The following is a 23,226-nucleotide window of genomic DNA, read 5'->3' on the forward strand; positions in this document are numbered from 1 at the left end:
TTCTCCTGTGAGGCGACGTATGTTTGTCGCACAGGACCAATCTACGCATTCCCGTCGATGGGTACTGCGACGAGATGTTACGGACTGCAAGCATCGTCGCAGGGTTTGAAAGGTGTGCATGAGCACGCCGTGCGCCACACGCCAGTCAGTTAAAGCCCCGGTGTATAAGGATTCGCGGCCCTTTGCTCTGTGCCGAAACGCGCCCGGCGCCGCCCTTTACCCAAATCAGATGGCCGCCTGCGTAATTGCGGCTTACATCTGTATTACCCAATTAATCTGCCGCACTCGAGGAAGCCGTCGATCCAGCCGCCGCCGACGCGCCCGGCAGCGCTGCGCAAGGGCAGTCGGCCGCGCGTCCATCCAGCCCCTGACGATCATGTTTGAAGCTGGCGCGCGCGGTGCCGTTTTGCCAGTCGAGGCGAACAATATAAATACTGTCGAAGTCGTCGCTCTTCCAGTTCGGGACATCGGCGGCATTGCCGCCATGTGCGCTCAGCATCTGGCGCAATAGCTTCACAATCAGCTTGTGTTCCCACGCCACGACGATGAGCTTGTTGCGATTGGCCGGATTGACGAGCGCGGTGCCGAGCTGGTCGATTTGGGCGAAACCATAGGGCGTTTGCACTGGCATCTGGAACTGGATGGCGGTCGGCTCGATCGTCGCCAGCGGCCGGATGTAGTAGTAGGGCTTGCCGCTGTCGTCTTTTTGCTGGCCGGGATCGGGTGCGTAGATCGCATCCGGTTTGCCGAATTTGGCCGCGATCACTGCCGGCAAGGCCAGCGCGCGGTTGAGTCCCTGGCAGTTGAGTTGCCCATAGCCCTGGGCGGGTTTCTCACCGTGCCGCACGAACACGAGCGTTTCCGTCTGGCCGTCGGCCGCATGCGCGGTGGGTAGCGCAAGCACACCCGCGCACAAGCCGCCGATGGAAAGTGCGACGCCATGCAGGAATCCGCGGAAACGCTTCATAGGTGCACCTGTGCGAGCTTGGGAAGTCGCCCGATTCTAGCAGCGGGCACGAATAAGCCATCGGCGCGATATCGAGGTGCCCACGCTGTCCGTCACAAAACAAAGCGGGCGCCGTAGCGCCCGCTTTGTTTGCCCGAGTGACAGCGCGCGCGAAGATCAGTCGAGCGCCAGCTTCTGCGAATTGCCGGTGCGGCTTTCAGCGATGACCGGGTACAACACGGCCGCGATCACTGCGCCGAGGATCGGCGCAACCCAGAACAGCCACAACTGATCCATCGCCGCACCGCCGACGAAGAGCGCCGGGCCGGTGGAACGAGCCGGGTTCACCGACGTGTTGGTCACCGGGATCGAGATCAGGTGAATCAGCGTCAGGCACAGGCCGATGGCGATCGGTGCGAAGCCGGCCGGCGCGCGCTTGTCGGTCGCGCCGAGAATGACGAAGAGGAAGAAGCCGGTCATCACCACTTCGCAAATGAACGCCGCGGCGAGCGAGTAGTGGCCCGGCGAGCGCTCGCCATAGCCGTTGCTGGCGAAACCGCTGGCGACGAGATCGAAGCCGGGTTTGCCCGACGCGATGAGCGACAGCACCAGCGCACCCAGCACTGCGCCGATCACTTGCGCGACGATGTACGGCAGCAGATCGCGCGCCGGAAAGCGCCCGGCGACGGTCAGGCCGACGCTCACCGCCGGATTCAGATGACAGCCGGAAATGTGGCCGATCGCAAAAGCCATGGTCAGCACGGTCAGGCCGAATGCGAGCGACACGCCCACGAAGCCGATGCCCAGACCATGAACCGGGCCGGCGAAGTTAGCGGCGAGGACAGCGCTGCCGCAGCCCCCGAGCACGAGCCAGAAGGTGCCGAACAACTCGGCAGCGAGGCGCTTTGACAACTGCATGATTGGTAATCCTAATAAGATTGGGCTTCCGCTAGCACGCGCGGCTAAGTCCGTCTGCATGCCTTGAACGCGCAATTCTAGGGAAAGGCCGCCAAATCAGGTGTCAAGAATTGTCAATGTGGCGTCGCCTTTACCTTTTTATTGCGAGATAAAGATACCGTTTTACAATTCGCGGGTCTTAATAATTATCTGAGGATATCTTGCTAAATCGGTATTCTTGTCCATTGCGAATTTTTATAATTGCAGTTAGTCTGCGAGCCAATGAGTTCTAGAAAAGGGGAGAACCGGAATGTCTCAATATGCAGACCTCAAGGCGCAGATCGCCAAATTGCAGGCACAAGCAGAAGAAGCGCGGCGCACGGAAATCGACAATGTGGTCGCCGACATCCGCCAAAAGATCGCTGAATACGGTCTGACGGCTCAAGACCTTGGTTTTGCGGTCGCCGCCAAGCGCGGCCGCCCGCCCAAGAAGGCGCCGCTGCCGGCGAAATACCAGGATCCGAAGTCGGGCAATACGTGGAGCGGGCGCGGCAAACCGCCCAAGTGGATCGTCGGTAAGAATCGCGAGCGCTTTCTGATTGGCGCCGCTTGAGCCGATTGCCGGTCGAGGCGAAAGCCAACTGAAGGTTTATTGGCACTCGGTCTTTATTCGCTGAGCGCTAATCCGCGATGGAAGCGCATCCATACCCGTATTAAAAAAGCCGCCCTCGAGGGGCGGCTTTTCTGGACAAAGAAGCGGGATAACCTGAAATTACCGCTCGCGCAAACGATTCACACGACGAATTGACTCGCTATTGACCTGCAAATCGGAAACGCCGTACCCGGCGGATTCCAGTACTCAAGCGGCTGTGCGAAAACTGCCCAGCCGCTTAAACGCGGCGTTCAGCCCACCGCGACTTGACGCAAGACCGGGCGGCGCGTGGCTTCGATTAGTGCCGAATAGCCATCCACGTAATTCTGGGCCATTGTCTTCGAGCTGAAGCGGCGTTCGAACTGGGCGCGGATTTCGGTGCGCGATAGTTCATCCAGGCGTTGCAGCGCCGCGACCGCGCCTTGCACGTCTTCGACGATGTAACCCGTCACACCGTGGTCGATCACCTCCGGCACCGAACCGCGGTTGAACGCGATCACCGGCGTACCGCAAGCCATCGACTCGATCATCACGAGGCCGAACGGCTCCGACCAGTCGATCGGAAACAGCAGCGCCTTGGCGCCGGAAAGAAACTCGGGCTTCTGCGCTTCATTGATCTCGCCGACGAATTCCACGTGCGCCTGCGACAGCAGCGGCTCGATTTCGCGCTTGAAGTATTCCTGGTCGACCTTGTCCACCTTGGCGGCGATCTTCAGCGGCAAACCGCTTTGTGCAGCGATCTTGATAGCTGTATCGACGCGCTTCTCGGGACAAATACGGCCGAGGAACGCCAGGTATTCCGGCTTCTTGTGGGTTTGCGGCGTGAGCAGCTGCTCCGGCAAACCGTGGTAAACCGTGTTGAGCCAGTTCGCTTGCGGCAGCGGCGCACGCTGCGAATCGGAAATCGACACCACCGGCACGTTGGAGAACGCATCGAACACCGGTTGCAGTTCCGGCAAGTCGAGGCGGCCGTGCAGGGTCGTCACGAACGGCGTGTCCATCGTGGTGAAGAGCGGGAACGGCATGTAGTCGAGGTGGAAGTGCAGCACGTCGAACTCATGCGCGACCTTGCGCACCTTTTCCATCATCAGGACGTGCGGAGCCAACGCGTCGCGGATCGTCGGATCGAGACGCAGCGCACGAGGCCAGCAGGCGTCGAGGTTCGCCGAGGTGACCGAGTCGCCGCTGGCAAACAGCGTGACGTCATGGCCGAGGTCGACCAGTGCCTCGGTCAGATACGACACGACGCGTTCGGTGCCACCATAGAGTTTCGGCGGGACAGCTTCATACAACGGCGCAATTTGTGCGATTCGCATGCGTTTTCTCCTAATCAGAACGGCATCGCACAGCGGCGCTCGAGTAGAGCGAGGAGCGAATGCCTGACGGACGGTTGGGCGCGGTAAGCCGCCGCCCGGGGGTGCTCCGAACCTGCATCGGGTAATCCCTTAGCTTCATTATCGGGATCGGCCGAGCTAATTCGAGTTATTTTTCAAACGCTTAATGTTGTTACAGGGCGAAACATGGCCCGTTACAGGTCATCGGAACGGCAATCCCGATAATCGGGAGAAAACGCCGGTCGTATATTCGGACGCTGCAAAGCCATCAGCAAGGTGCGGGCCCGGGCTGTGGAGATAGGCCCCTACACGCGGCGTGTTGCACAGAAGTGAAAACGTCTTATAATTCTTCCTCACCGCTGCACGGTGCGGAACGCGAGTCAATCAGACTCACCATTTAGTTCACATCACTGGCAGCAACCTCAGCATGGCGCATGGAAAATTCTAAATTGCGCCTATGGGGTTCCATCAAGCCCCTCTCAGACCCGCCCTTGTAGGAAAAATTCCTACACGAATGACGGATTAATCCGTCAACGAGGCTGGGTGTCTGTCCGATTTTCGTCCGCTCCCCCTTTCGCCACAATGCTCGCAAGACCAGAAACGAGCCGATTCGTGCGGTTTCAGTGCGCGCGTTCGAGCAAACGTTTCCGTAACGGCCTGACCAGCCAGATACACCCCGGGGGAATCATGAGCGCGACAAGCGATATGCTCAATGAGATCAGAGAAGTTAACCTGTCTTATCTCCTGCTCGCCCAGCGACTGCTGCGCGAAGACAAGCCGATGGGCATGTTTCGCATGGGGATTTCGGACCAGTTAGCCGATGTGCTCGCCAATCTGTCGTTGGCGCAGACCGTCAAGCTGGCGGCGTCCAATCAGGTGTTGTGCCGTTTCCGTTTCGACGACCATGCCGTGCTGTCCGCTCTGGCGGACAAAGGCAAATCCAGCGCCGTGGCCCAGGCGCATTCCGCGATCCTGATGGCAAGCCAGCCAGTCGAGCAACTCGGCTGATGGCACGTTGTAATTCAAATAAAGCGATCAGGACGGGGAAAACGCAAACGGATGGCCTATAAAAGTGTTGTGCTCGAAGTCAGGGAAATTACCCTGGCGATCGAACTGATCGAGCTTGGCGCGCGTTTGCAATTGCTGGAAGCGGAAACCAGCCTGTCGCGCGACCGGCTCATCAAGCTATATAAAGAACTGAAAGGGGTCTCGCCGCCCAAGGGCATGTTGCCGTTTTCGACCGACTGGTTCATGACCTGGCAGCCAAACTTTCACTCCTCGCTGTTCTACAACATCTACCGGTTCATGGCCGGCCATGGCGGCTGCCTGACGATCCAGTCGATCGTGAAGAGCTACCGGCTGTACCTGGAACACGTCCAGTTGCACGACGACGAGCCCGTGCTCAGTCTCACGCGCGCCTGGACGCTGGTGCGCTTTTTCGACTCCGGGATGCTGCAAATGACCGCCTGCTGCCGCTGCGGCGGACATTTTGTCGCGCATGCGCACGATCCGCAGCACGCGTTCGTCTGCGGCCTGTGCCAGCCGCCCTCGCGCGCCGGTAAGACAAAGAAATTCGCCGACGCCCGGGCCCGCGAGAGCCTCGCCGCTCTCGAAGCTTGACCGGGAAGGCGGCCGCCGGTGTGCGGTGCGCCTTCCATCTCCCATGCGGCGGGCCTTCCAGCCCGCCCGCGCGACGCCCGGTCCAGCCGGACCGGCCGCATCCGCCTCTGGTGTGCACCGGAGCGACGAGCCGCTTTTCCGCCAAAGTTTTCCGCTTCGTTGCCGTAAACCAGATTAACGACGGTCACCGTCGCTTCTTTGTGAGGGCTCGGCAGTGCTGATTTTCGTGGGAACACTCGTGACGCTTTTGTCCGTTTTCGGCGGTTACGCGCTGGAAGGCGGCCATCTCGGCGCGCTGCTGCAGCCCGTTGAAGTGCTGATGATCGTCGGCGCCGGCGTCGGCGCATTCATTCTGGGTAACGGAATGAAGACGATCAAGGCCACGCTGCGCGTCATTCCAACCCTGTTCAAGGGCGCGAAGTACAACAAGGACGTCTATATGGAGCTGATGGCGCTCCTCTACGTCCTGCTGGCCAAGGCGCGCAAGGAAGGCACGCTGACGCTGGAAGCGGACATCGACGATCCGTCGAAGAGTCCGATCTTCACCCAGTATCCGAAGATTCTCGCGGACCATCACATCATCGAATTCCTGACCGACTACCTGCGTCTGATGGTGGGCGGCAACATGAATGCGTTTGAGATCGAAAGCCTGATGGACGAGGAGATCGAGACGCATCACCAGGAAGGCGAGGCGCCCGCGCATGCGCTGAACAAGGTCGGCGACGCGATGCCTGCGTTCGGTATCGTGGCCGCGGTGATGGGCGTGGTGCACACCATGGCCTCCGCCGACAAGCCGCCCGCGGTGCTCGGCGAGATGATCGCCCAGGCGCTGGTCGGCACCTTCCTCGGGATTCTGCTTTCGTACGGGCTGATCGGGCCGCTCGCGAGCGTCGCCGAACAGCGTGTGACCGAGTCGACCAAGATGTTCCAGTGCATCAAGGTGACAATTCTGGCCAGCCTGAACGGTTACGCGCCGGCGATTGCCGTCGAGTTCGGCCGCAAGGTGCTCTTCTCGACCGAACGCCCGTCGTTCGCCGAGCTGGAAGAGCACGTGCGCCGCGTCAAGGCCAAGTAAAGGCCAGGTAAAGGGCACCGGGAACCGAACCGATGAGCAAGGACAAAGACCGCGCCATTGTCGTCAAGCGCTCCGCGCCGGCCAAGAAAGGCCACCACGGTGGCGCCTGGAAGCTCGCGTATGCGGACTTCATGACCGCGATGATGGCGTTCTTCCTGCTGATGTGGCTGCTGAGTTCGGCCTCCACGGTGCAGTTGAAGGGCATTGCCGATTACTTTAACCAGCCGTTGAAGATCACGCTGTGGGGCGGTGACCGCAGCGCCGAGGACTCGAGCATTCTGAAGGGCGGCGGCCGCGATATCTCGACCGACGCGCAAGGCGTGACGCGCTCCACCGACGGTTCGAACAACCGCTCCGAGCGCAGTGTTTCGCACAACAACGAAGATTCGATGAAGCAGTTGCAGGGCGAGCTGGAACGTCGCGAGCAGGTCCGCCTGCACGATCTGCAGGTCAAGCTGATGGCCGCGATCGAAGCGAATCCGGTGCTGCGCCAGTTCAAGCAGCAGATCCGCATCGACTCGACGCTGACCGGCTTGCGCATCGAAATCGTCGATTCGCAAAAACGGCCCATGTTCGCGACCGCGAAAGACCAGGTCGAGCCGTATATGCGCGACATCCTGCGCGAAATCGGCCACACGCTGAACGACGTGCCGAACCGCATCATCGTGCAAGGCCATACCGACGCCGCGCAGTACGCCGGCGGCGAGAAGGGTTACAGCAACTGGGAACTGTCCGCGGACCGCGCCAATGCGTCGCGCCGCGAGCTGATCGGCGGCGGCATGGACGAAGCGAAGGTGATGCGCGTGCTCGGCCTCGCGTCGACGCAGAACCTGAACAAGGCGGACCCGATGGATCCGGAGAACCGCCGCATCAGCATCATCGTGCTGAACAAGAAGTCGGAGGAGGCGCTGAACCATGACGACTCCACCACGACCACCTTGTCGGACGACGCAGCAGGCTCCAAGCCGTTGCTGCAAAAGCTTGCGCAGCCGGTAACGGTTGCACCGAAGTTGCCGGCGGCAGCGCCGGCGGCCCAGTAACAGACAGCGATCGTTCCGCTGATTCACGCGTCCTGCCGGCGCGGACGGCAGGGCGATCCATAGCGTACGTGCAGCGAGGTTTTCATGATCAGGCACATCCTGGCAATCGACGATTCGGCATCGATGCGGCAGATTCTCGCCGCCACGTTGACGACGGCCGGCTATGAGGTGACGCTCGCGGCGGACGGCAACGAAGGGCTCGAAAACGCGCTCGCCATGTCGTTCGACCTCGTGCTGACCGACCAGTACATGCCGGGCAAGACCGGCCTCGATCTGATCGCCGCGCTGCGCAACAACCCGGCTTACCAGGCCACGCCCATCCTCGTCCTCACGACGGAATCGGGCGAGCCGTTCAAGGAAGCGGCGCGGGCTGCGGGCGCGACCGGCTGGATCGAAAAGCCGCTCGACCCGGACATGCTGACGGAACTGGTGGCGGCACTAGCCGAGCCAGATCACGCGTAAGCACCCTCCATAGACAAAGTTATAGAAGCTCTCGACGCGGCGGCACGGCAGCCCAAGCCAAGACAGGAACTCTCGCGGTGACCCAGGCATGACACTCGACATCACTCAGTTCTATCAGACGTTCTTCGACGAAGCGGACGAACTGCTCGCGCAGATGGAGCAATTGCTGCTCAATCTGGATATCGCCCACCCGGACCCCGAGGACCTCGCGGCAATTTTCCGCGCGGCTCACTCGATCAAGGGCGGCGCGGCAACGTTCGGCTTTACCGCGCTGACGGAAACGACCCACATTCTCGAATCGCTGCTCGACCGCGCGCGCAATAACGAACTCGTGCTGCGCAAGGACATGATCGACACGTTCCTCGAAACCAAGGACGTGTTGTCCGGCCAGCTCGCCGATTACCGCGCGAGCGCCGAGCCGGACGCGGCCACCGCGAAGGCGATCTGCGCGAAGCTCGAACGTTTGAACGCGGAGAGCCGCGACGGCGTGGCGCCGGCACCGGCTGCGCCGGCTGTTGCCGCGAGCGTGGCATCCGTTGCAACACAGGCAGTACAAGGCGGTACCCCGCCGGAGCACGTCGTCGAACAGGCGGTGCAGGCGGCGGGTGAATGGATTGACGGCGAACCGGCACAGACCGGGCAAGCCGCGGGAGCCGGCGAAGAAGCCGGTCCCCATCTGAAAATTACGCTACGGGGCGTTGGTGAGAAGGACCAGGAACTGCTGGCCGAAGAGCTCGGCAACCTGGGCAACATCGTCGGGCAGGTCAAGAGCGGCGGCGATCTGACGCTGTGGCTCCAGACCGATGTCACTTCCGACGACATCATCGCCGTGTGCTGTTTCGTGATCGACGAAAGTCAGATCGTGATCGGCCGCGGCACCGCACCGGCGGACGACACGCAGCAAGGCGAACCTGGAACGCCCGACGCTGCCGATTCATCCCCGGCGCAAGCAGTACAGGCAACTCACGCGGGCCAGGCAGCATCGTCGGCACCGGCGGCCGACACCGCTGCACCCGCATCAACCGCATCAACTTCCACGCACGGCCTGTTCGACGCACCGGCCGCGCCGGCGCATGCCGCGGCTCAACCCGCGGCGGCGACGAGCACACCGGCGCCGGCTCAGGCCAGCGCAGCCACACCCGCCGAGCAGGACCGCAAGGCGGCACGTCCGGCTGCGGCGGCAGGCGGCGCGGAAGGCAGCTCGATTCGCGTCGGCGTCGAAAAGGTCGATCAGCTGATCAATCTGGTCGGCGAACTGGTGATCACGCAAGCCATGCTCGCGGAAACCACCAGCACGTTCGACCCGGCGCTGCATGATCGCCTCTTCAACGGCATGGCGCAGCTCGAGCGCAATGCGCGCGATCTGCAGGAAGCGGTGATGTCGATCCGCATGATGCCGATGGATTACGTGTTCAGCCGCTTCCCGCGTCTGGTGCGCGATCTGGCGGCGAAACTCGGCAAGGAAGTGGAACTCGTCACCTTCGGTCAGGCGACCGAACTCGACAAGAGCCTCATCGAACGGATCATTGATCCGTTGACGCACCTCGTGCGCAACAGTCTCGACCACGGCATCGAAACCGTGGAAGCGCGGCGCGCGGCGGGCAAGGATTCGACCGGCCAGCTGGTGCTGTCGGCGGCTCACCATGGCGGCAACATCGTCATTGAGGTAAGCGACGACGGCGCGGGCCTGCGCCGCGACAAGATTCTGGCGAAAGCGGCCAAGCAGGGCATGCAGGTCAGCGAAACCATGACCGACGAAGAAGTCTGGAACCTGATCTTCCTGCCGGGCTTCTCGACGGCGGAACAGGTCACCGACGTGTCGGGCCGCGGCGTCGGCATGGACGTGGTCAAGCGAAACATCCAGTCGATGGGTGGTCACGTGGAAATCACCTCGCACGCCGGCAAGGGCAGCACCACGCGCATCGTGCTGCCGCTCACGCTGGCGATTCTCGACGGCATGTCGGTCAAGGTCGGCAACGAGATCTTCATTCTGCCGCTGAACTTCGTGATGGAGTCGCTGCAGCCGCGAGCCGAGGACATCTACACGGTGGCCAACGGCGAGCGCGTGGTGCGCGTGCGCGGTGAATATCTGCCGCTCGTGGCGTTGCACGAAGTATTCAACGTCGAAGGGGCGAAGCAGGAACCGACGCAAGGCATCGTCACCATCATGCAAACCGAGGGGCGCCGCTTTGCGATGCTGATCGACGAGCTGGTGGGTCAGCAGCAAGTGGTCGTGAAGAACCTGGAAACGAACTACCGCAAGGTGCACGGCATTTCCGCCGCGACCATTCTCGGCGACGGCAGTGTCGCGCTGATCGTCGACGTGGCGGCGCTGAACCGCGAGACGCGCCACGCGCATGGCGCGATGAGCCTCGCATGATGTCCGTCACACTCGTCGTAACACTTACTCAACTCAATTCATCCCAACCGTTTGGGGGCTAACGTGGCAGAAGTCCAATCCATCAATTCGAGCGTCGCGAACGCGAGCGGTACGAATGGCCGCCGCGACGCGCAGCAGGCAGACGCCGGCGGTCAGGAATTCCTCGTCTTCACGCTCGGCGCCGAAGAGTACGGCATCGACATTCTCAAGGTGCAGGAAATCCGCGGCTACGACAACGTGACGCGTATCGCCAATGCGCCCGAGTTCATCAAGGGCGTGATCAATCTGCGCGGCATCATCGTGCCGATCGTCGACATGCGCATCAAGTTCCATCTGGGTCGTGTCGAGTACGACCACCAGACCGTCGTGATCATCCTGAACGTCGCGCATCGCGTGGTCGGGATGGTGGTGGACGGCGTGTCGGACGTGCTGACGCTCGCCACCGACCAGATCATGCCGGCGCCGGAATTCGGCGCCACGCTGACGACCGAGTACCTCACGGGTCTGGGCACCGTCGACGGCCGCATGCTGATCCTGATGGACATCGAGAAGCTCATGACCAGCCGCGAAATGGCGCTGATCGAAACACTCGGCGCCTAACGGCAGTCTTCACGAAACGATTGGGACAGGGAGCATCGAAATGCTGAGCAGGTGGTCGATTCGCACGTCGTTGACGATGGTGGGGATCATTCTGGTCGCGCTGACCGTGGTGGTCGGCGTACTTGGGCTGAGCGCGCTGAATCGCGCGAGCCAGTCGCTCGACCGCATTGCGCGCGGCGATCTGGTCGCCATTCACGCGCTCGACGATGCCTCGGCGTACCTGCTGCGCTCGCGCGTGTCGCTGGACCGCTTCAATGCGTTGAGCGCGTCGGGCGACACGGAGCAGGCGAAGAAGGTGCTCGATCGTGCGGAGGAGTTGTACGGCAAGGGCAATCAGAGCTGGCAGACGTATCTCGACGCGCCCAAGAACGGCGTGGAGCAGGCGCAGCTCGACGAACTGCTGGCGCGCCGTACGGCGGTGATGCGTGAAGGCCTGGAGCCGGAGTTCGCCGCGCTGCGTGCGAACGATCTGGCCGCCTACCACGCGATTGCGGATACGAAGATCAGCCCGATGTTCGTGTCTTACGACAACGCGGCCTCGGCGGTCATCAAGAGCTTGCAGCAGCAGGCCGTGGATCAGCAAGCGAGCGCGCAATCGAACATCTCGCTGATGACGACGCTGATCATCGCCGTCACCGCGCTCGCACTGCTTCTCGTGGTGGGCATCCGCTTCGCGCTGCGCGGCCTGATCGTGCAGCCGCTCGCCGACGCGACGGCGTGCTTCGAGCGCATCGCCGCGGGCGATCTGTCCGAATCGATCAACGTCTTCAGCCGCAATGAAATCGGGCGACTGTTCGCCGGCATCAAGCGCATGCAGGACAGCATGTCGACGATGGTGAGGGCGGTCCACAGCAGCACGGAATCGATCGACACCGGCGCGCGCGAAATTGCGATGGGCAACACCGACCTGTCGCAGCGCACCGAACAGCAGGCCGCCTCGTTGCAGGAAACCGCGTCGAGCATGGAACAGTTGACCGGCACGGTTCGGCAGAACGCCGAGAACGCGCGTCAGGCGAGCCAACTGGCCGTCAACGCATCCGACATCGCCACGCGCGGCGGCGACGTGGTGAGCCAGGTCGTCACGACCATGCAGGACATCGCGAGCAGTTCGAACAAGGTCGTCGACATCATCGGCGTGATCGAAGGCATTGCCTTCCAGACCAATATTCTTGCGCTGAACGCGGCGGTCGAAGCCGCGCGCGCCGGCGAACAGGGCCGCGGCTTCGCGGTGGTGGCGGGCGAAGTGCGCAGCCTCGCGCAGCGCAGCGCCAGTGCCGCGAAGGAAATCAAGGAACTGATCGGCGACTCCGTCGACAAGGTCCAAAGCGGCTCGGCGCTGGTCGGTCGCGCCGGTACGACGATGGACGAGATCGTGCAGGCCGTGCGCCGCGTGACCGACATCATGGGCGAAATCAGCGCGGCGTCCGAAGAGCAGTCGGGCGGCATCGAACAGGTGAATCGCGCGGTCGTGCAAATGGACGAAGTCACGCAGCAGAACGCCGCGCTGGTCGAACAGGCGGCGGCCGCGGCGGCCTCGCTCGAAGATCAGACGCGTCAGTTGCAGGCCGTGGTGAACGGATGGAAAGTGGCCGGCGGCGCGGCGTACAGCAGCGTGGCGGCAACGCGTTCGCAATCGGCGGCGCCCCGCGTGACGAGCAGCAAGAGCAAGCCGGCGGCCAAAGCCGTGCCGCATGCATCCGTGAACGGCGGCGCAGCGCATCCGGCGGCAGGTGTGGCGACAACGAACACAGCATCGTCTTCGGCGAGTCACGACGCAGGCGCAGCACGTGTCGAACCGGCGCTCAAGCCGAAGCCCGCCCGTGTGGCATCCGAATCCGCAGCACGTCCGGCCGCGACAAGCGCGGCCTCGGCAGGCTCGGACGCGGACTGGGAAACATTCTAGGAAGTGGCACAAAGACATGCAGTCATTCGGCATCTCGCTCCATGAGGGGCGAATCATCGAAGCACGCTTTATCAGCGTGTCGCGGGCCGACTGCGTGTTGGCAGAACTCGCGGGCGGGCGCGACCCCGCGAACACAATCCCTTCTTCTCAGGACAATTCCCTGGGCGGAAAGCGGGGTGGCTCGTATCGCAGGCAGGAACACTCATGATGGCAACGCGCGCTCAGCAACGTCCGGACCGGGCGGACCCGGTTAGATCCGGCGAACAGGCACGGGACTTCGAATTCACGTCGGCGGACTTCGCTCGCATTCGCGAACTGATTCACCGCAGCGCGGGCATTTCGCTGTCGGATCACAAGCGCGACATGGCGTACAGCCGTCTGGCGCGCCGTCTGCGTGCCCGCGGGCTCGACACCTTCAAGCAGTATCTCGATCTGCTCGAAGCGGAAAACGATCCGGCCGAGTGGGAAGCCTTCACCAATGCGCTGACCACCAATCTGACGGCGTTCTTCCGTGAGGCGCATCACTTTCCGATCCTCGCCGAATTCGTGCCGCGCCGCTCGCAGCCGGTTTCGGTATGGTGCTCGGCGGCATCGACTGGTGAAGAGCCGTACTCGATCGCGATGACGCTGATCGAAGCGCTCGGCGACAGCGGCGCGCGTCAGGCCTCGGTGCTCGCCACCGACATTGACACCCAGGTGCTGGCCAAGGCCGAAGCAGGCATGTACCAGTTCGATCAGGTGAAGCACCTCTCGCCCGAGCGGCTCAAGCGCTTTTTCCTGAAGGGCACCGGCGCGCATGCCGGCATGGTCAAGGTGCGCCCGGAAGTGCGCGCGCTGGTGCGCTTCGAGCAACTGAACCTCACCGACCGCGATTACCAGTTGCGCTCGCAGTTCGATGCGATCTTCTGCCGCAACGTGATGATCTATTTCGACAAGCCGACGCAAGCGCAAGTGCTCGCGCGCTTCGAGCCGCTGATGAAGTCGGGCGGCCTGCTGTTCGCCGGTCACTCGGAGAACTTCACGTATGTCACGCAGGCGTTCAAGCTGCGCGGCCAGACCGTCTACGAGCTGACGCGTGACGCGACTGGCGTGCGCACGCCGACGCGCGCGACGACAACGGCGGCGCATCACACGACGAACGGGGTGACGGTATGAGCAGCGCCCTGCCGATCGCCACCAATCTGTATTTCGACAACCACTTCCAGCGCCCCGGCGTGAAGCTGTTGCCGAACGAGTTTTACACCACGCACGAAGACATGGTGCTGGTCACCGTGCTGGGTTCCTGCGTCGCGGCCTGCATCCAGGATCGCACGGCCGGTATCGGCGGCATGAATCACTTCATGTTGCCCGACGACGGTGCGGACGTGGCGCAGGCCGCATCGGATTCGATGCGCTACGGCGCCTACGCGATGGAAGTGCTGATCAACGAACTGATCAAGGCCGGCGGCCGGCGCGAGCGCTTCGAAGCGAAGGTGTTCGGCGGCGGCGCGGTGCTCGCCGGCATGACGACGATGAACATCGGCGACCGCAATTCGGAGTTCGTGCGCCGCTATCTGGCGGTGGAAAAGATTCGCATCGTCGCCGAGGACTTGCAGGGCTCGCATCCGCGCAAGGTGGCGTTCATGCCGCGCACGGGCCAGGTGATGGTGAAGAAGCTGCGCCTGCAGCAGGAAGCGGGTGTGGCCGAGCGCGAACAGGCGCTGATGCGGCAAAGCGCCGAAGCGCGCGCCGAGCGGCTTGCCGCGGCGCGCAAGCGGGTGGAACTGTTCTCGACGCCGGCCGCGTCGAGAGCCAAGGTCGAACTGTTTTCGACGCCCGCCGCCGCCCGCCCGAAGATCGAGCTGTTCGGCTCGTCTGCGGGCGGAGCTGCGGGAACAGCGGCTACAGCAGCGGGCAGTCCGGGTGCGGCGAAGCCGCGCATCGAACTGTTCGGCGCAGGCCCGCGCCCGATTAATTCAAACAACGCCAGAACTACAGAGGAGGCGTGAGCGCTGTGCAAAAGATCAAAGTACTGTGCGTCGACGATTCGGCGCTGATCCGCAGCCTGATGACGGAAATCATCAACGGCCAGCCGGACATGACGGTGGTGGCGACCGCACCCGACCCGCTGGTCGCGCGCGAACTCATCAAGCAGCACAATCCCGACGTCCTGACGCTCGACGTCGAAATGCCGCGCATGGATGGCCTCGACTTCCTCGAGAAGCTGATGCGCCTGCGGCCGATGCCGGTCGTGATGGTGTCGTCGCTGACCGAGCGCGGCAATGAAATCACGCTGCGCGCGCTGGAACTCGGCGCGGTCGACTTCGTCACCAAGCCGAAGGTCGGTATTCGCGACGGCATGCTCGACTACTCGGAAAAGCTCGCCGACAAGATTCGCGCCGCCGCTCGCGCACGCGTGCGCCAGGCGGCGCCGGCGCAGCACGCGGCTGCACATGCCGCGCAGGCGCCGGTCGGCGCCGCACCGCTCTTCAACAATCCGCTGCTCAGTACCGAGAAGCTGATCATCGTCGGCGCGTCGACGGGCGGCACCGAAGCGATCCGCGAAGTGCTGGTGCCGCTGCCGCCGGATGCGCCCGCGGTGCTGATCGCGCAGCATATGCCGCCGGGTTTCACAAAATCTTTTGCACAACGCCTCAATGGTTTGTGCCGGATTACCGTTAAAGAGGCAGAGCACGGCGAACGCGTGCTGCCGGGACATGCGTATATCGCGCCCGGCCACGCTCACCTGTTGCTTGCCCGTAGTGGCGCGAACTATATTGCTCACCTGTCGGACGAGCCGCCGGTGAACCGGCATCGCCCGTCGGTGGACGTGCTGTTCCGTTCGGCCGCGCAGCATGCGGGCAAGAACGCGGTCGGGGTGATCCTGACCGGGATGGGGCGCGACGGCGCCGCCGGATTGCTGGACATGAAAAAGGCAGGGGCGTACACCCTTGCGCAGGACGAAGCGAGCTGTATCGTGTTCGGCATGCCGCGTGAAGCGATTGCGCTCGGCGCGGCGGACGAGATTGCGGCGTTGCCGGAAATGAGCCGACGCGTGATGGCGCGTCTCTCGGCAATGGGCGACCGCGTTCAGCGGGTATGATGCGGGCCGGTAGGTTTTGAGGCGCTAGTTTGAGGCGCGAGTTGAGCGGTCAGGCGCCGCACCATGGATCAAGCAAAGGGAATGAAATGGATAAGGGAATGAAGATTCTGGTTGTTGACGACTTTCCGACGATGCGCCGGATCGTTCGCAACCTTCTCAAAGAGCTCGGCTACTCGAACGTCGACGAGGCGGAAGACGGCCAGGCCGGTCTCGCGCGTTTGCGTGGCGGTACGTACGACTTCGTGATCTCCGACTGGAACATGCCGAACCTCGACGGTCTGGCCATGCTCAAGGAAATTCGCGCCGACGCCAACCTCACGCACCTGCCGGTGCTGATGGTGACGGCTGAATCGAAGAAGGAAAACATCATCGCGGCGGCGCAGGCCGGCGCGAGCGGTTATGTCGTCAAGCCGTTCACGGCCGCGACGCTCGACGAGAAGCTCAACAAGATTCTCGAGAAGATGGCCAAAGCCGGGAGCTGATGTGAATCTGCCGACCAACGCGCAAGGCGCCGACGCGGTCAACGAGAGCGGCGACTTCGCGTCCGACCGCATCCTCGCCCGCATTGGACAACTGACGCGCACGCTGCGCGACTCGATGCGCGAGCTCGGGCTCGACAAGCATGTCGAGCGTGCGGCCGAAGCCGTGCCCGATGCCCGCGACCGCCTGAAGTACATCGCGAATATGACGGAGCAGGCCGCCGAGCGCGTCCTGTCCGCGATCGACGTCGCCAAACCGATCCAGGAGCAGCTGCAGAAAGACGCGGGCGAACTCGACGCGCGTTGGGAGCAGTGGTATGCGGCGCCGATCGAGCGCGAGGAAGTGCGCGCGTTGATGAACGACACGCGGACGTTCCTGCGCGGTGTGCCCGACGCGACCAGCGCGACCAACTCGCAGCTGATGGAGATCATGTTGGCGCAGGACTTCCAGGATCTGACCGGCCAGGTCATCAAGAAGATCACGGATGTCGTGTACCTGATCGAGCAGCAGTTGCTCGGCGTGCTGGTCGAGAACATCGCGCTCGAACGGCGCGAGCAGTTCGCGGCGAACGCGGCGGCGCTGGCGGCCGAGGTCTCGCCGACCGGCAGCCCCGAACATCTGCTGAACGGTCCGCAGATCAATCCGGAAGGCAAAACGGACGTGGTGCAGGACCAGTCGCAAGTCGACGATCTGCTGGCAAGCCTCGGCTTCTGACCCGCCGGGGTCATAGCACCCCGCGGCGGCCCGCCAAGGCCGCGCCAGACCGAACCAGTATGCATAGCAAGCCGCGCGCCCGCGCCGGCTTGCTGTCTACCGACACAAACCACAGGCATACTACGAGCTCAAGCAGCGGCACGGCGCTCCGGTGAAGACACACGCCGGTCGGTGGCACGATGGGGAAAAACCCTCCGCAGTGCAACCGCAGCAGTGCCGTATGATCTGCATACATGCAGCCGGTTTGCACAACGTGCGAATCGAGCAGCAGCTCGGGAGGAGCCTCGTCATGTGGAGTCGTGTACGCCGCGCCGGGATCGTTACGGCGCTTGCCTTGCCATGTTCGCTCATCGCCGTGCAGTCCGCTCACGCGGGACTGGGCGGCGCCCCCATGACGCCGCCCACGGGCTCGTCAGTCTCAACTCGTACCATCCAGCCCGGCAGCAGCGCCGCCAATGCGGCGCAGGGCGTGATGCGCTCAGCGTCCAACGCCGCGTCGTCCACTTCCACGTCCTACACCGTGCGTGAGACGGCGCTGGGCAACGGCACCGTGGTCCGCGAATATCTCGCCGCGAACGGCTCCGTCTTCGGCATTGCATGGCGCGGCCCGCAAATGCCGGATCTGAACGATCTGCTCGGCAGCTATTTCCCGCAGTACGTGGCCGGTGTGAAGACAGTGCGCGCGGCGCGCGGCGGCGGCCACGGCCCCGTCTCGGTCGACCAGAGCGGCCTCGTGGTGCGCTCCGGCGGCCACATGGGCGCGTTCAATGGCCAGGCGTGGCTGCCCCCGGCGCTGCCCGCCGGCGTCAGCGGTTCAGACATCCAGTAATAGCGAGGACGAGACATGCGAACCAAGCATATTGCTGTGAAGCTCAAGGGCTGGATGCAGGCCGTCGCGGCCCTGGCGTTGGTGTCGGCGATCGTCGCATGCGGCGGCGGGGGCGGTTCCAATAACGATTCGTCGAACGCGCTGAACGGCGGTTCGCTGCCGCCCAGCCCGACCCAGCAGCCGATCGCGGCGAACGCGGCGAACACCGTGCCCATCACGGTCGGCCGGGGCGTGAACGGCGTCGTCAATATCCCGACGGTCAGCGTGACGGTGTGCGCGCCCGGCTCGACCTCGAATTGTCAGACTATTGACAATATCCAGGTCGATACGGGTTCGTACGGGCTGCGCGTGGTCAGTTCGGCCTTCAACGCCTCGTTGCTCAATGCGTTGCCGGTCAGCACCGTCGGCGGCGCGCAGCTTGCCGAGTGCGCGACGTTCGCGGATGGCTTCACGTGGGGCACGGTGCGCACCGCGACCATCGCGATCGGCGGCGAGAGAACGACGGCGGCGATTCCGATGCAGATCATCGGCGACAAGGATTCGAGCACGGTGCCCACGAACAGCTGCGGCAACGGCTCGGACGAAAACACCGCCAGCGATCTCGGCGCCAACGGCATTCTCGGCATTGGCACGTCGCCCACCGATTGCGGTGCGACCTGCGTGGATGCCGGGACGGCGGCCAACTTCAGCAATTACTTCGTCTGTCCGGGCGGCGTGTCGTGCGCCCGCACGGCGGTGCAGCTCGCGCAGCAGGTGGCCAATCCGGTCCCGTTCTTCCCGGTCGATAACAACGGCGTGATCGTGCAGATGCCGCCGGTGTCGAATACCGGCGCGTCGTCGGCCACCGGCACACTGGTGTTCGGTGTCGGCACGCAGTCGAACAATGCGCTCACGGGGGTCCAGCGCTTTACCACCGACGCCTTCGGCGACCTGGACAACAGCGTGTTCAACGGCTCGACGGTGCAGGCGTTCCTCGATTCGGGCTCGAACGCCTACTTCTTCGGCGACAGCTCCCTCGCGCAGTGCGGCAGCAACTTCGCGGGCTTTTACTGCCCGTCGTCGGCGCAAACGCGGACGCTGACGCTGGTCGGGCTGAACAACACCCAGGCGAGCGCCAGCATCGGCATCCTGAGTGCGGCGACGTTGTTCAACAGCGGTGGCAACTACGCGTTCAACGACCTGGCAGGGCAGATCGGCGGCAACAGCAGCTTCGATCTCGGGCTGCCGTTCTTCTACGGCCGTCACGTGTATTACGGCATCGATCAGACCGCGAGCGGCGGTCAAGCGCCCTTCGTGGCGTTCTGATCGAAATGGCGTATTGAAGCCTTAAGCTGGACGGGCGCTCGCGCGAGACGCGCGCGCGCCCGGCTTGGACGATAGTGGCCGCGGGGTGCGGTCCGTCCTTGGCCGGCGCCGCCTCACGTTGCGCGCCTCGCGCTTCCGCGCCCGGCACGCTGTGCCGAACCTGCTTGCCTCTCGCGGCGGGCACGCTGCGCGGCGTCCGCGCCCACCTCACGCGCCGAGCACGTGAACCGCAGCGGCGCCAGCAAGCCCGACCGGCCGGCTTCCCGGCTGTTCCATCCCTCGAAATACCCCCCTTTCTCCGCCTTTATCCGCCGATCGGTGCTTGCGTCGAGCGGGAATAATCGCTCTCACTGGAAAGAGGCGCCGTGCCTCAGCCGACTGGAGAGCTTTTGTGGCAGAGGATAGCGACCTCGAAAAAACCGAATCAGCCACTCCCCGGCGCCTGCAGAAGGCGCGCGAGGAAGGGCAGATCGTGCGTTCGCGGGAGCTGTCCACGTTTGCCCTGCTGGCGGCGGGGTTCTTTGGCGTGTGGGGGATGTCAGGCAGCATCGGCGAACATTTGCAGAGCATGCTGCGCGCGGCCTTCACGTTCGATCACGCCGGCGCGTTCGAAACCCGCCGCATGATGATCGGCGCGGGCGTGGCGAGCCGCGAAGGGTTCTACGCGCTGCTGCCCATTCTCGGTTTCACCGGCGCGGCTGCCTTGTTCGCGCCCATGGCGCTGGGCGGCTGGCAGTTGTCGGCGAAAGGCCTCGATCCGAAGTTCAACCGCCTCAATCCGATCGCCGGCCTCGGCAAGATGTTCTCGATCAACGGACCGATCCAGCTCGGCATGTCGCTCGCGAAGACGCTGGTGGTGGGCGTGATCGGCGGCACGGCGATCTGGAATCGCCGCGAGGAGATTCTCGCGCTGGCGACCCAGCCGCTGCATCTCGCGCTCGCCAACACCGTGCATCTGATCGCCGTGTGCTGCGGCATGACGGTGGCGGGCATGTTCGTCGTCGCCGCGATGGATGTGCCGTATCAACTGTGGCAATTCCACAAGAAGCTGCGCATGACGAAGGAAGAAGTGAAGCGCGAACACCGCGAAAGCGAAGGCGATCCGCACGTCAAAGGCCGGATTCGCCAGCAGCAGCGCGCGATTGCCCGCCGCCGCATGATGACCAACGTGCCGAAGGCCGACGTGGTGGTGACCAACCCGACGCACTTCGCCGTGGCACTGCAATACACCGACGGCGAGATGCGCGCGCCGAAGGTGGTCGCCAAGGGCGTGAACCTCGTGGCGGCGCGGATTCGCGAAATCGCTGCCGAAAACAACGTGCCGTTGCTGGAAGCGCCGCCGCTCGCGCGGGCGCTGTATCACAACGTCGAACTGAACCGCGAGATTCCGGGCCCGCTGTATGGCGCGGTCGCCGAAGTGCTCGCGTGGGTGTATCAGTTGCGGCGCTTCAAGACCGAAGGCGGCGACGTGCCGCTCGCACCGACCGAACTCGACGTGCCCGCGGAACTCGACAAGGGCGGCGTATCGGACGATGAAGCCGAGCAGGAAGCCGCCGACACGCTCAACCCCGCTACTAACCCAGATAACGACGACGCTTCAGGAGCCTCCGCATGAACGCTCGCGCCGGTTTCCTCGCTCGACGGCCGGATGCCTTGAGCAGCACCAATTTGCGCGCCCTCGCCGGGCCGGTGCTGATCTGCATGATCCTCGGCATGATGATTTTGCCGTTGCCGCCGTTCCTGCTGGATCTGCTGTTCACCTTCAACATCGCGCTGTCCGTGATGGTGCTGCTCGTCAGCATGTACACGATGAAGCCGCTCGATTTCGCCGCGTTCCCGAGCGTGCTGCTGTTCTCGACCTTGCTGCGCCTCTCGCTGAACGTGGCGTCCACGCGGGTTGTGCTGCTCGAAGGCCACACCGGTCCCGACGCGGCCGGCCAGGTGATCGAGTCGTTCGGCCACTTCCTCGTGGGCGGCAACTTCGCGGTCGGTATCGTCGTCTTCATCATTTTGATGGTGATCAACTTCATGGTGATCACCAAGGGCGCGGGGCGGATCGCGGAAGTGTCCGCGCGCTTCACGCTCGATGCGATGCCCGGCAAGCAGATGGCGATCGACGCCGACCTGAACGCCGGCCTCATCAACGAAGAACAGGCCCGCAAGCGTCGCTCCGAAGTTTCGCAGGAAGCCGAGTTCTACGGCTCCATGGACGGCGCAAGCAAGTTCGTGCGCGGCGATGCGATCGCCGGTTTGCTGATCATGGTGATCAACATCGTCGGCGGCTTGATCGTCGGGATGGTCCAGCACGGCATGGACTTCGCGTCCGCGGGCAAGAACTACACGCTGCTGACGATCGGTGACGGCCTCGTCGCGCAGATTCCGTCGCTGGTGATTTCGACGGCGGCCGGTGTGATCGTCTCGCGCGTCGCGACCAACGAGGACATCGGCACGCAGCTTACCGGTCAGTTGTTCACGAATCCGCGCGTGCTGGTGATCACCGGTTGCATTCTCGTATTGATGGGCCTGATCCCGGGCATGCCGCACTTCGCGTTTCTGATTCTCGGCGGCGGCCTGATCCAGCTCGGCCGTACGATGAAAAAGCGCGCCGAGGACCGCAAGAACACCACGGCGCTCGTCGATGTCGCGCCGGCCGCGATGGCGCCGGTCGAAAACACCGAAGCGAGCTGGGACGACGTGACGATGATCGACACGCTCGGCCTCGAAGTCGGCTACCGGCTGATTCCGCTCGTCGACAAAAACTCGGACGGTGAACTGCTCAAGCGGATCAAGAGCATCCGCAAGAAGTTCGCGCAGGAAATCGGCTTTCTGCCGCCGGTCATTCACATCCGCGACAACCTGGAATTGCGGCCGAACGGTTATCGCATCGCGCTCAAGGGCGTCGAAGTGGGCGTCGGCGAAGCGTATCCGGGCCAGTGGCTGGCGATCAATCCAGGTCAGGTTTCCGCCGCGTTGCCGGGCACGCCGACGCAGGATCCCGCCTTCGGCTTGCCGGCCATCTGGATCGATACGAACCTGCGCGAACAGGCGCAGGTGTATGGCTACACGGTGGTCGATTCGAGCACCGTGGTGGCGACGCACCTGAATCACCTCGTGGTCACGCACGCGTCGGAACTGCTCGGCCGTCGCGAAGTGCAGGCGCTGCTCGAGCGGATGCAGAAGGATACGCCGTCGCTGGTCGACGATCTGGTGCCGAAGTCGTTGCCGCTCACCACGCTGCAAAAGGTGCTGCAAAACCTGCTGGAAGAAGGCGTGCCGATCCGCGACATGCGCACGATTCTCGAAGCGCTCTCGGAACACACGCCGAAGATCACCGATGCGCACGATCTCACCGCCGCCGTGCGCCTCGCGCTGGGTCGCGCGATCACGCAGCAGTGGTTCCCGGGCATCGGCGACATGCAGGTGATGGGCCTCGATTCGAATCTCGAGCGGGTGCTCTCGCAGGCGCTCTCGACCGGCTCCAATCCGGGTCTCGAGCCGGGCCTCGCGCACACGCTGCTGAACGAAACCCAGAAGGCGATGACGCGTCAGCAGAACCTCGGGCTCGCGCCTGTGCTGCTGGTGCAGCATGCGTTGCGGCCGATGCTCGCGCGTTTCCTGCGCCGCAGCTTGCCGCAGCTGAAGGTGCTGTCGTATGCGGAAGTGCCCGACACGCGCAATATCAAGGTGGTGAATCTGATCGGCGCGCACGCCTGACGCGTCCAGCTCACCGCGGCCCGCTTCCGGCCGATGTCTCTTGCCGGCGCTCATCGAGCGCCGGTTTTCATTTCGGCGCCTGACTTTTCATGTCGCAAGCGGACGGCGGAGTACATGCTGCGTCCGCGAAAGCTTCATTGGACGCCGCCGCAGAGCGTGTTTCAAACCCGCGTGCGTGTGAATCGAAGCGCGT

Annotated in this window: 21 protein-coding genes; 18 read left to right on the forward strand and 3 right to left on the reverse strand. The window is 63.5% G+C overall.

Going from position 1 to position 23,226, the window contains the following annotated elements; translation table 11 throughout:
* Window positions 1-271 precede the first annotated feature (271 nt).
* Together PQR42_RS20245 and aqpZ are read right to left on the reverse strand one after the other, a co-directional pair.
* A complete protein-coding gene (locus PQR42_RS20245; protein ID WP_408383991.1) occupies window positions 272-967 on the reverse strand; it encodes a histidine phosphatase family protein in 696 nt (231 codons plus the stop codon).
* Between the two features lie 156 nt (window positions 968-1,123).
* Complete coding sequence (gene aqpZ / locus PQR42_RS20250; RefSeq protein ID WP_408207154.1) at window positions 1,124-1,864, reverse strand: aquaporin Z; 741 nt, start codon at window positions 1,862-1,864, stop codon at window positions 1,124-1,126.
* A 289-nt stretch (window positions 1,865-2,153) separates the two neighbouring features.
* Between aqpZ and PQR42_RS20255 the strand changes: the two genes are divergently transcribed.
* Window positions 2,154-2,456 carry an H-NS histone family protein gene (locus tag PQR42_RS20255; protein ID WP_007179981.1) on the forward strand — a complete coding sequence of 101 codons (303 nt, stop codon included), beginning with the start codon at window positions 2,154-2,156 and terminating at the stop codon, window positions 2,454-2,456.
* 290 nt (window positions 2,457-2,746) lie between these two features.
* Here PQR42_RS20255 and PQR42_RS20260 read toward each other — a convergent pair whose 3' ends face one another.
* Window positions 2,747-3,811, reverse strand: coding sequence for a glycosyltransferase family 4 protein (locus PQR42_RS20260; RefSeq protein ID WP_132376578.1), 1,065 nt, complete (start codon window positions 3,809-3,811; stop codon window positions 2,747-2,749).
* A 705-nt stretch (window positions 3,812-4,516) separates the two neighbouring features.
* Between PQR42_RS20260 and flhD the strand changes: the two genes are divergently transcribed.
* The 17 genes from flhD to flhA all read left to right on the forward strand — a co-directional run bounded on the left by flhD (window position 4,517) and on the right by flhA (window position 23,033).
* Window positions 4,517-4,837, forward strand: coding sequence for a flagellar transcriptional regulator FlhD (flhD, locus tag PQR42_RS20265; protein WP_013589958.1), 321 nt, complete (start codon window positions 4,517-4,519; stop codon window positions 4,835-4,837).
* 51 nt (window positions 4,838-4,888) lie between these two features.
* The gene (gene flhC / locus PQR42_RS20270; RefSeq protein WP_011490228.1) at window positions 4,889-5,449 is read left to right on the forward strand and encodes a flagellar transcriptional regulator FlhC; all 561 of its coding nucleotides are present in this window, start codon (window positions 4,889-4,891) and stop codon (window positions 5,447-5,449) included.
* A gap of 214 nt (window positions 5,450-5,663) precedes the next feature.
* Window positions 5,664-6,524, forward strand: a complete 861-nt coding sequence (motA, locus tag PQR42_RS20275; RefSeq protein ID WP_006050895.1) for a flagellar motor stator protein MotA — start codon at window positions 5,664-5,666, stop codon at window positions 6,522-6,524.
* 32 nt (window positions 6,525-6,556) lie between these two features.
* Entirely contained in the window at window positions 6,557-7,564 is a 1,008-nt protein-coding gene (motB, locus tag PQR42_RS20280) for a flagellar motor protein MotB (RefSeq protein ID WP_408207157.1), read from the forward strand.
* 84 nt (window positions 7,565-7,648) lie between these two features.
* Complete coding sequence (locus PQR42_RS20285) at window positions 7,649-8,026, forward strand: response regulator (RefSeq protein WP_007179975.1); 378 nt, start codon at window positions 7,649-7,651, stop codon at window positions 8,024-8,026.
* A gap of 88 nt (window positions 8,027-8,114) precedes the next feature.
* On the forward strand, window positions 8,115-10,406 hold the full coding sequence (gene cheA, locus PQR42_RS20290; protein WP_408383992.1) for a chemotaxis protein CheA: 2,292 nt from the start codon (window positions 8,115-8,117) through the stop codon (window positions 10,404-10,406).
* 63 nt (window positions 10,407-10,469) lie between these two features.
* Window positions 10,470-11,006, forward strand: a complete 537-nt coding sequence (locus PQR42_RS20295) for a chemotaxis protein CheW (RefSeq protein ID WP_168795556.1) — start codon at window positions 10,470-10,472, stop codon at window positions 11,004-11,006.
* Window positions 11,007-11,046: 40 nt separating this feature from the next.
* Window positions 11,047-12,909, forward strand: coding sequence for a methyl-accepting chemotaxis protein (locus PQR42_RS20300; RefSeq protein WP_408383994.1), 1,863 nt, complete (start codon window positions 11,047-11,049; stop codon window positions 12,907-12,909).
* A 204-nt stretch (window positions 12,910-13,113) separates the two neighbouring features.
* The gene (locus tag PQR42_RS20305; RefSeq protein ID WP_408207163.1) at window positions 13,114-14,064 is read left to right on the forward strand and encodes a CheR family methyltransferase; all 951 of its coding nucleotides are present in this window, start codon (window positions 13,114-13,116) and stop codon (window positions 14,062-14,064) included.
* Entirely contained in the window at window positions 14,061-14,897 is an 837-nt protein-coding gene (cheD, locus tag PQR42_RS20310; protein WP_408207165.1) for a chemoreceptor glutamine deamidase CheD, read from the forward strand. The genes PQR42_RS20305 and cheD overlap by 4 nt, the downstream gene beginning before the upstream one ends.
* A 5-nt stretch (window positions 14,898-14,902) precedes the next feature.
* Window positions 14,903-15,991, forward strand: a complete 1,089-nt coding sequence (locus tag PQR42_RS20315) for a protein-glutamate methylesterase/protein-glutamine glutaminase (RefSeq protein WP_408176413.1) — start codon at window positions 14,903-14,905, stop codon at window positions 15,989-15,991.
* A gap of 86 nt (window positions 15,992-16,077) precedes the next feature.
* Window positions 16,078-16,473: a chemotaxis response regulator CheY gene (gene cheY, locus PQR42_RS20320; protein ID WP_007179968.1), complete on the forward strand. Its 396-nt coding sequence runs from the start codon at window positions 16,078-16,080 to the stop codon at window positions 16,471-16,473.
* 1 nt (window position 16,474) lies between these two features.
* Entirely contained in the window at window positions 16,475-17,185 is a 711-nt protein-coding gene (cheZ, locus tag PQR42_RS20325) for a protein phosphatase CheZ (protein ID WP_408207168.1), read from the forward strand.
* Window positions 17,186-17,474: 289 nt separating this feature from the next.
* Window positions 17,475-18,014: a DUF2844 domain-containing protein gene (locus PQR42_RS20330; RefSeq protein ID WP_408207170.1), complete on the forward strand. Its 540-nt coding sequence runs from the start codon at window positions 17,475-17,477 to the stop codon at window positions 18,012-18,014.
* Between the two features lie 15 nt (window positions 18,015-18,029).
* Window positions 18,030-19,319: a DUF3443 domain-containing protein gene (locus PQR42_RS20335; RefSeq protein WP_408383996.1), complete on the forward strand. Its 1,290-nt coding sequence runs from the start codon at window positions 18,030-18,032 to the stop codon at window positions 19,317-19,319.
* 391 nt (window positions 19,320-19,710) lie between these two features.
* A complete protein-coding gene (gene flhB / locus PQR42_RS20340; protein ID WP_408383998.1) occupies window positions 19,711-20,934 on the forward strand; it encodes a flagellar biosynthesis protein FlhB in 1,224 nt (407 codons plus the stop codon).
* Window positions 20,931-23,033, forward strand: a complete 2,103-nt coding sequence (flhA, locus tag PQR42_RS20345) for a flagellar biosynthesis protein FlhA (protein WP_408384000.1) — start codon at window positions 20,931-20,933, stop codon at window positions 23,031-23,033. The genes flhB and flhA overlap by 4 nt, the downstream gene beginning before the upstream one ends.
* Window positions 23,034-23,226: the final 193 nt, after the last annotated feature.

The organism is Paraburkholderia sediminicola (assembly GCF_046027355.1).
In the GTDB taxonomy this organism is placed as follows: Bacteria; Pseudomonadota; Gammaproteobacteria; order Burkholderiales; family Burkholderiaceae; genus Paraburkholderia; species Paraburkholderia sediminicola_B.

Bases quoted from the DNA above. Each gene is read 5' to 3' on its own strand.
- PQR42_RS20245 (WP_408383991.1), bottom strand. From the start codon at position 967: ATGAAGCGTTTCCGCGGATTCCTGCATGGCGTCGCACTTTCCATCGGC.
- aqpZ (WP_408207154.1), bottom strand. From the start codon at position 1,864: ATGCAGTTGTCAAAGCGCCTCGCTGCCGAGTTGTTCGGCACCTTCTGG.
- PQR42_RS20255 (WP_007179981.1), top strand. From the start codon at position 2,154: ATGTCTCAATATGCAGACCTCAAGGCGCAGATCGCCAAATTGCAGGCA.
- PQR42_RS20260 (WP_132376578.1), bottom strand. From the start codon at position 3,811: ATGCGAATCGCACAAATTGCGCCGTTGTATGAAGCTGTCCCGCCGAAA.
- flhD (WP_013589958.1), top strand. From the start codon at position 4,517: ATGAGCGCGACAAGCGATATGCTCAATGAGATCAGAGAAGTTAACCTG.
- flhC (WP_011490228.1), top strand. From the start codon at position 4,889: ATGGCCTATAAAAGTGTTGTGCTCGAAGTCAGGGAAATTACCCTGGCG.
- motB (WP_408207157.1), top strand. From the start codon at position 6,557: ATGAGCAAGGACAAAGACCGCGCCATTGTCGTCAAGCGCTCCGCGCCG.
- PQR42_RS20285 (WP_007179975.1), top strand. From the start codon at position 7,649: ATGATCAGGCACATCCTGGCAATCGACGATTCGGCATCGATGCGGCAG.
- cheA (WP_408383992.1), top strand. From the start codon at position 8,115: ATGACACTCGACATCACTCAGTTCTATCAGACGTTCTTCGACGAAGCG.
- PQR42_RS20300 (WP_408383994.1), top strand. From the start codon at position 11,047: ATGCTGAGCAGGTGGTCGATTCGCACGTCGTTGACGATGGTGGGGATC.
- PQR42_RS20305 (WP_408207163.1), top strand. From the start codon at position 13,114: ATGATGGCAACGCGCGCTCAGCAACGTCCGGACCGGGCGGACCCGGTT.
- cheD (WP_408207165.1), top strand. From the start codon at position 14,061: ATGAGCAGCGCCCTGCCGATCGCCACCAATCTGTATTTCGACAACCAC.
- cheY (WP_007179968.1), top strand. From the start codon at position 16,078: ATGGATAAGGGAATGAAGATTCTGGTTGTTGACGACTTTCCGACGATG.
- PQR42_RS20330 (WP_408207170.1), top strand. From the start codon at position 17,475: ATGTGGAGTCGTGTACGCCGCGCCGGGATCGTTACGGCGCTTGCCTTG.
- PQR42_RS20335 (WP_408383996.1), top strand. From the start codon at position 18,030: ATGCGAACCAAGCATATTGCTGTGAAGCTCAAGGGCTGGATGCAGGCC.
- flhA (WP_408384000.1), top strand. From the start codon at position 20,931: ATGAACGCTCGCGCCGGTTTCCTCGCTCGACGGCCGGATGCCTTGAGC.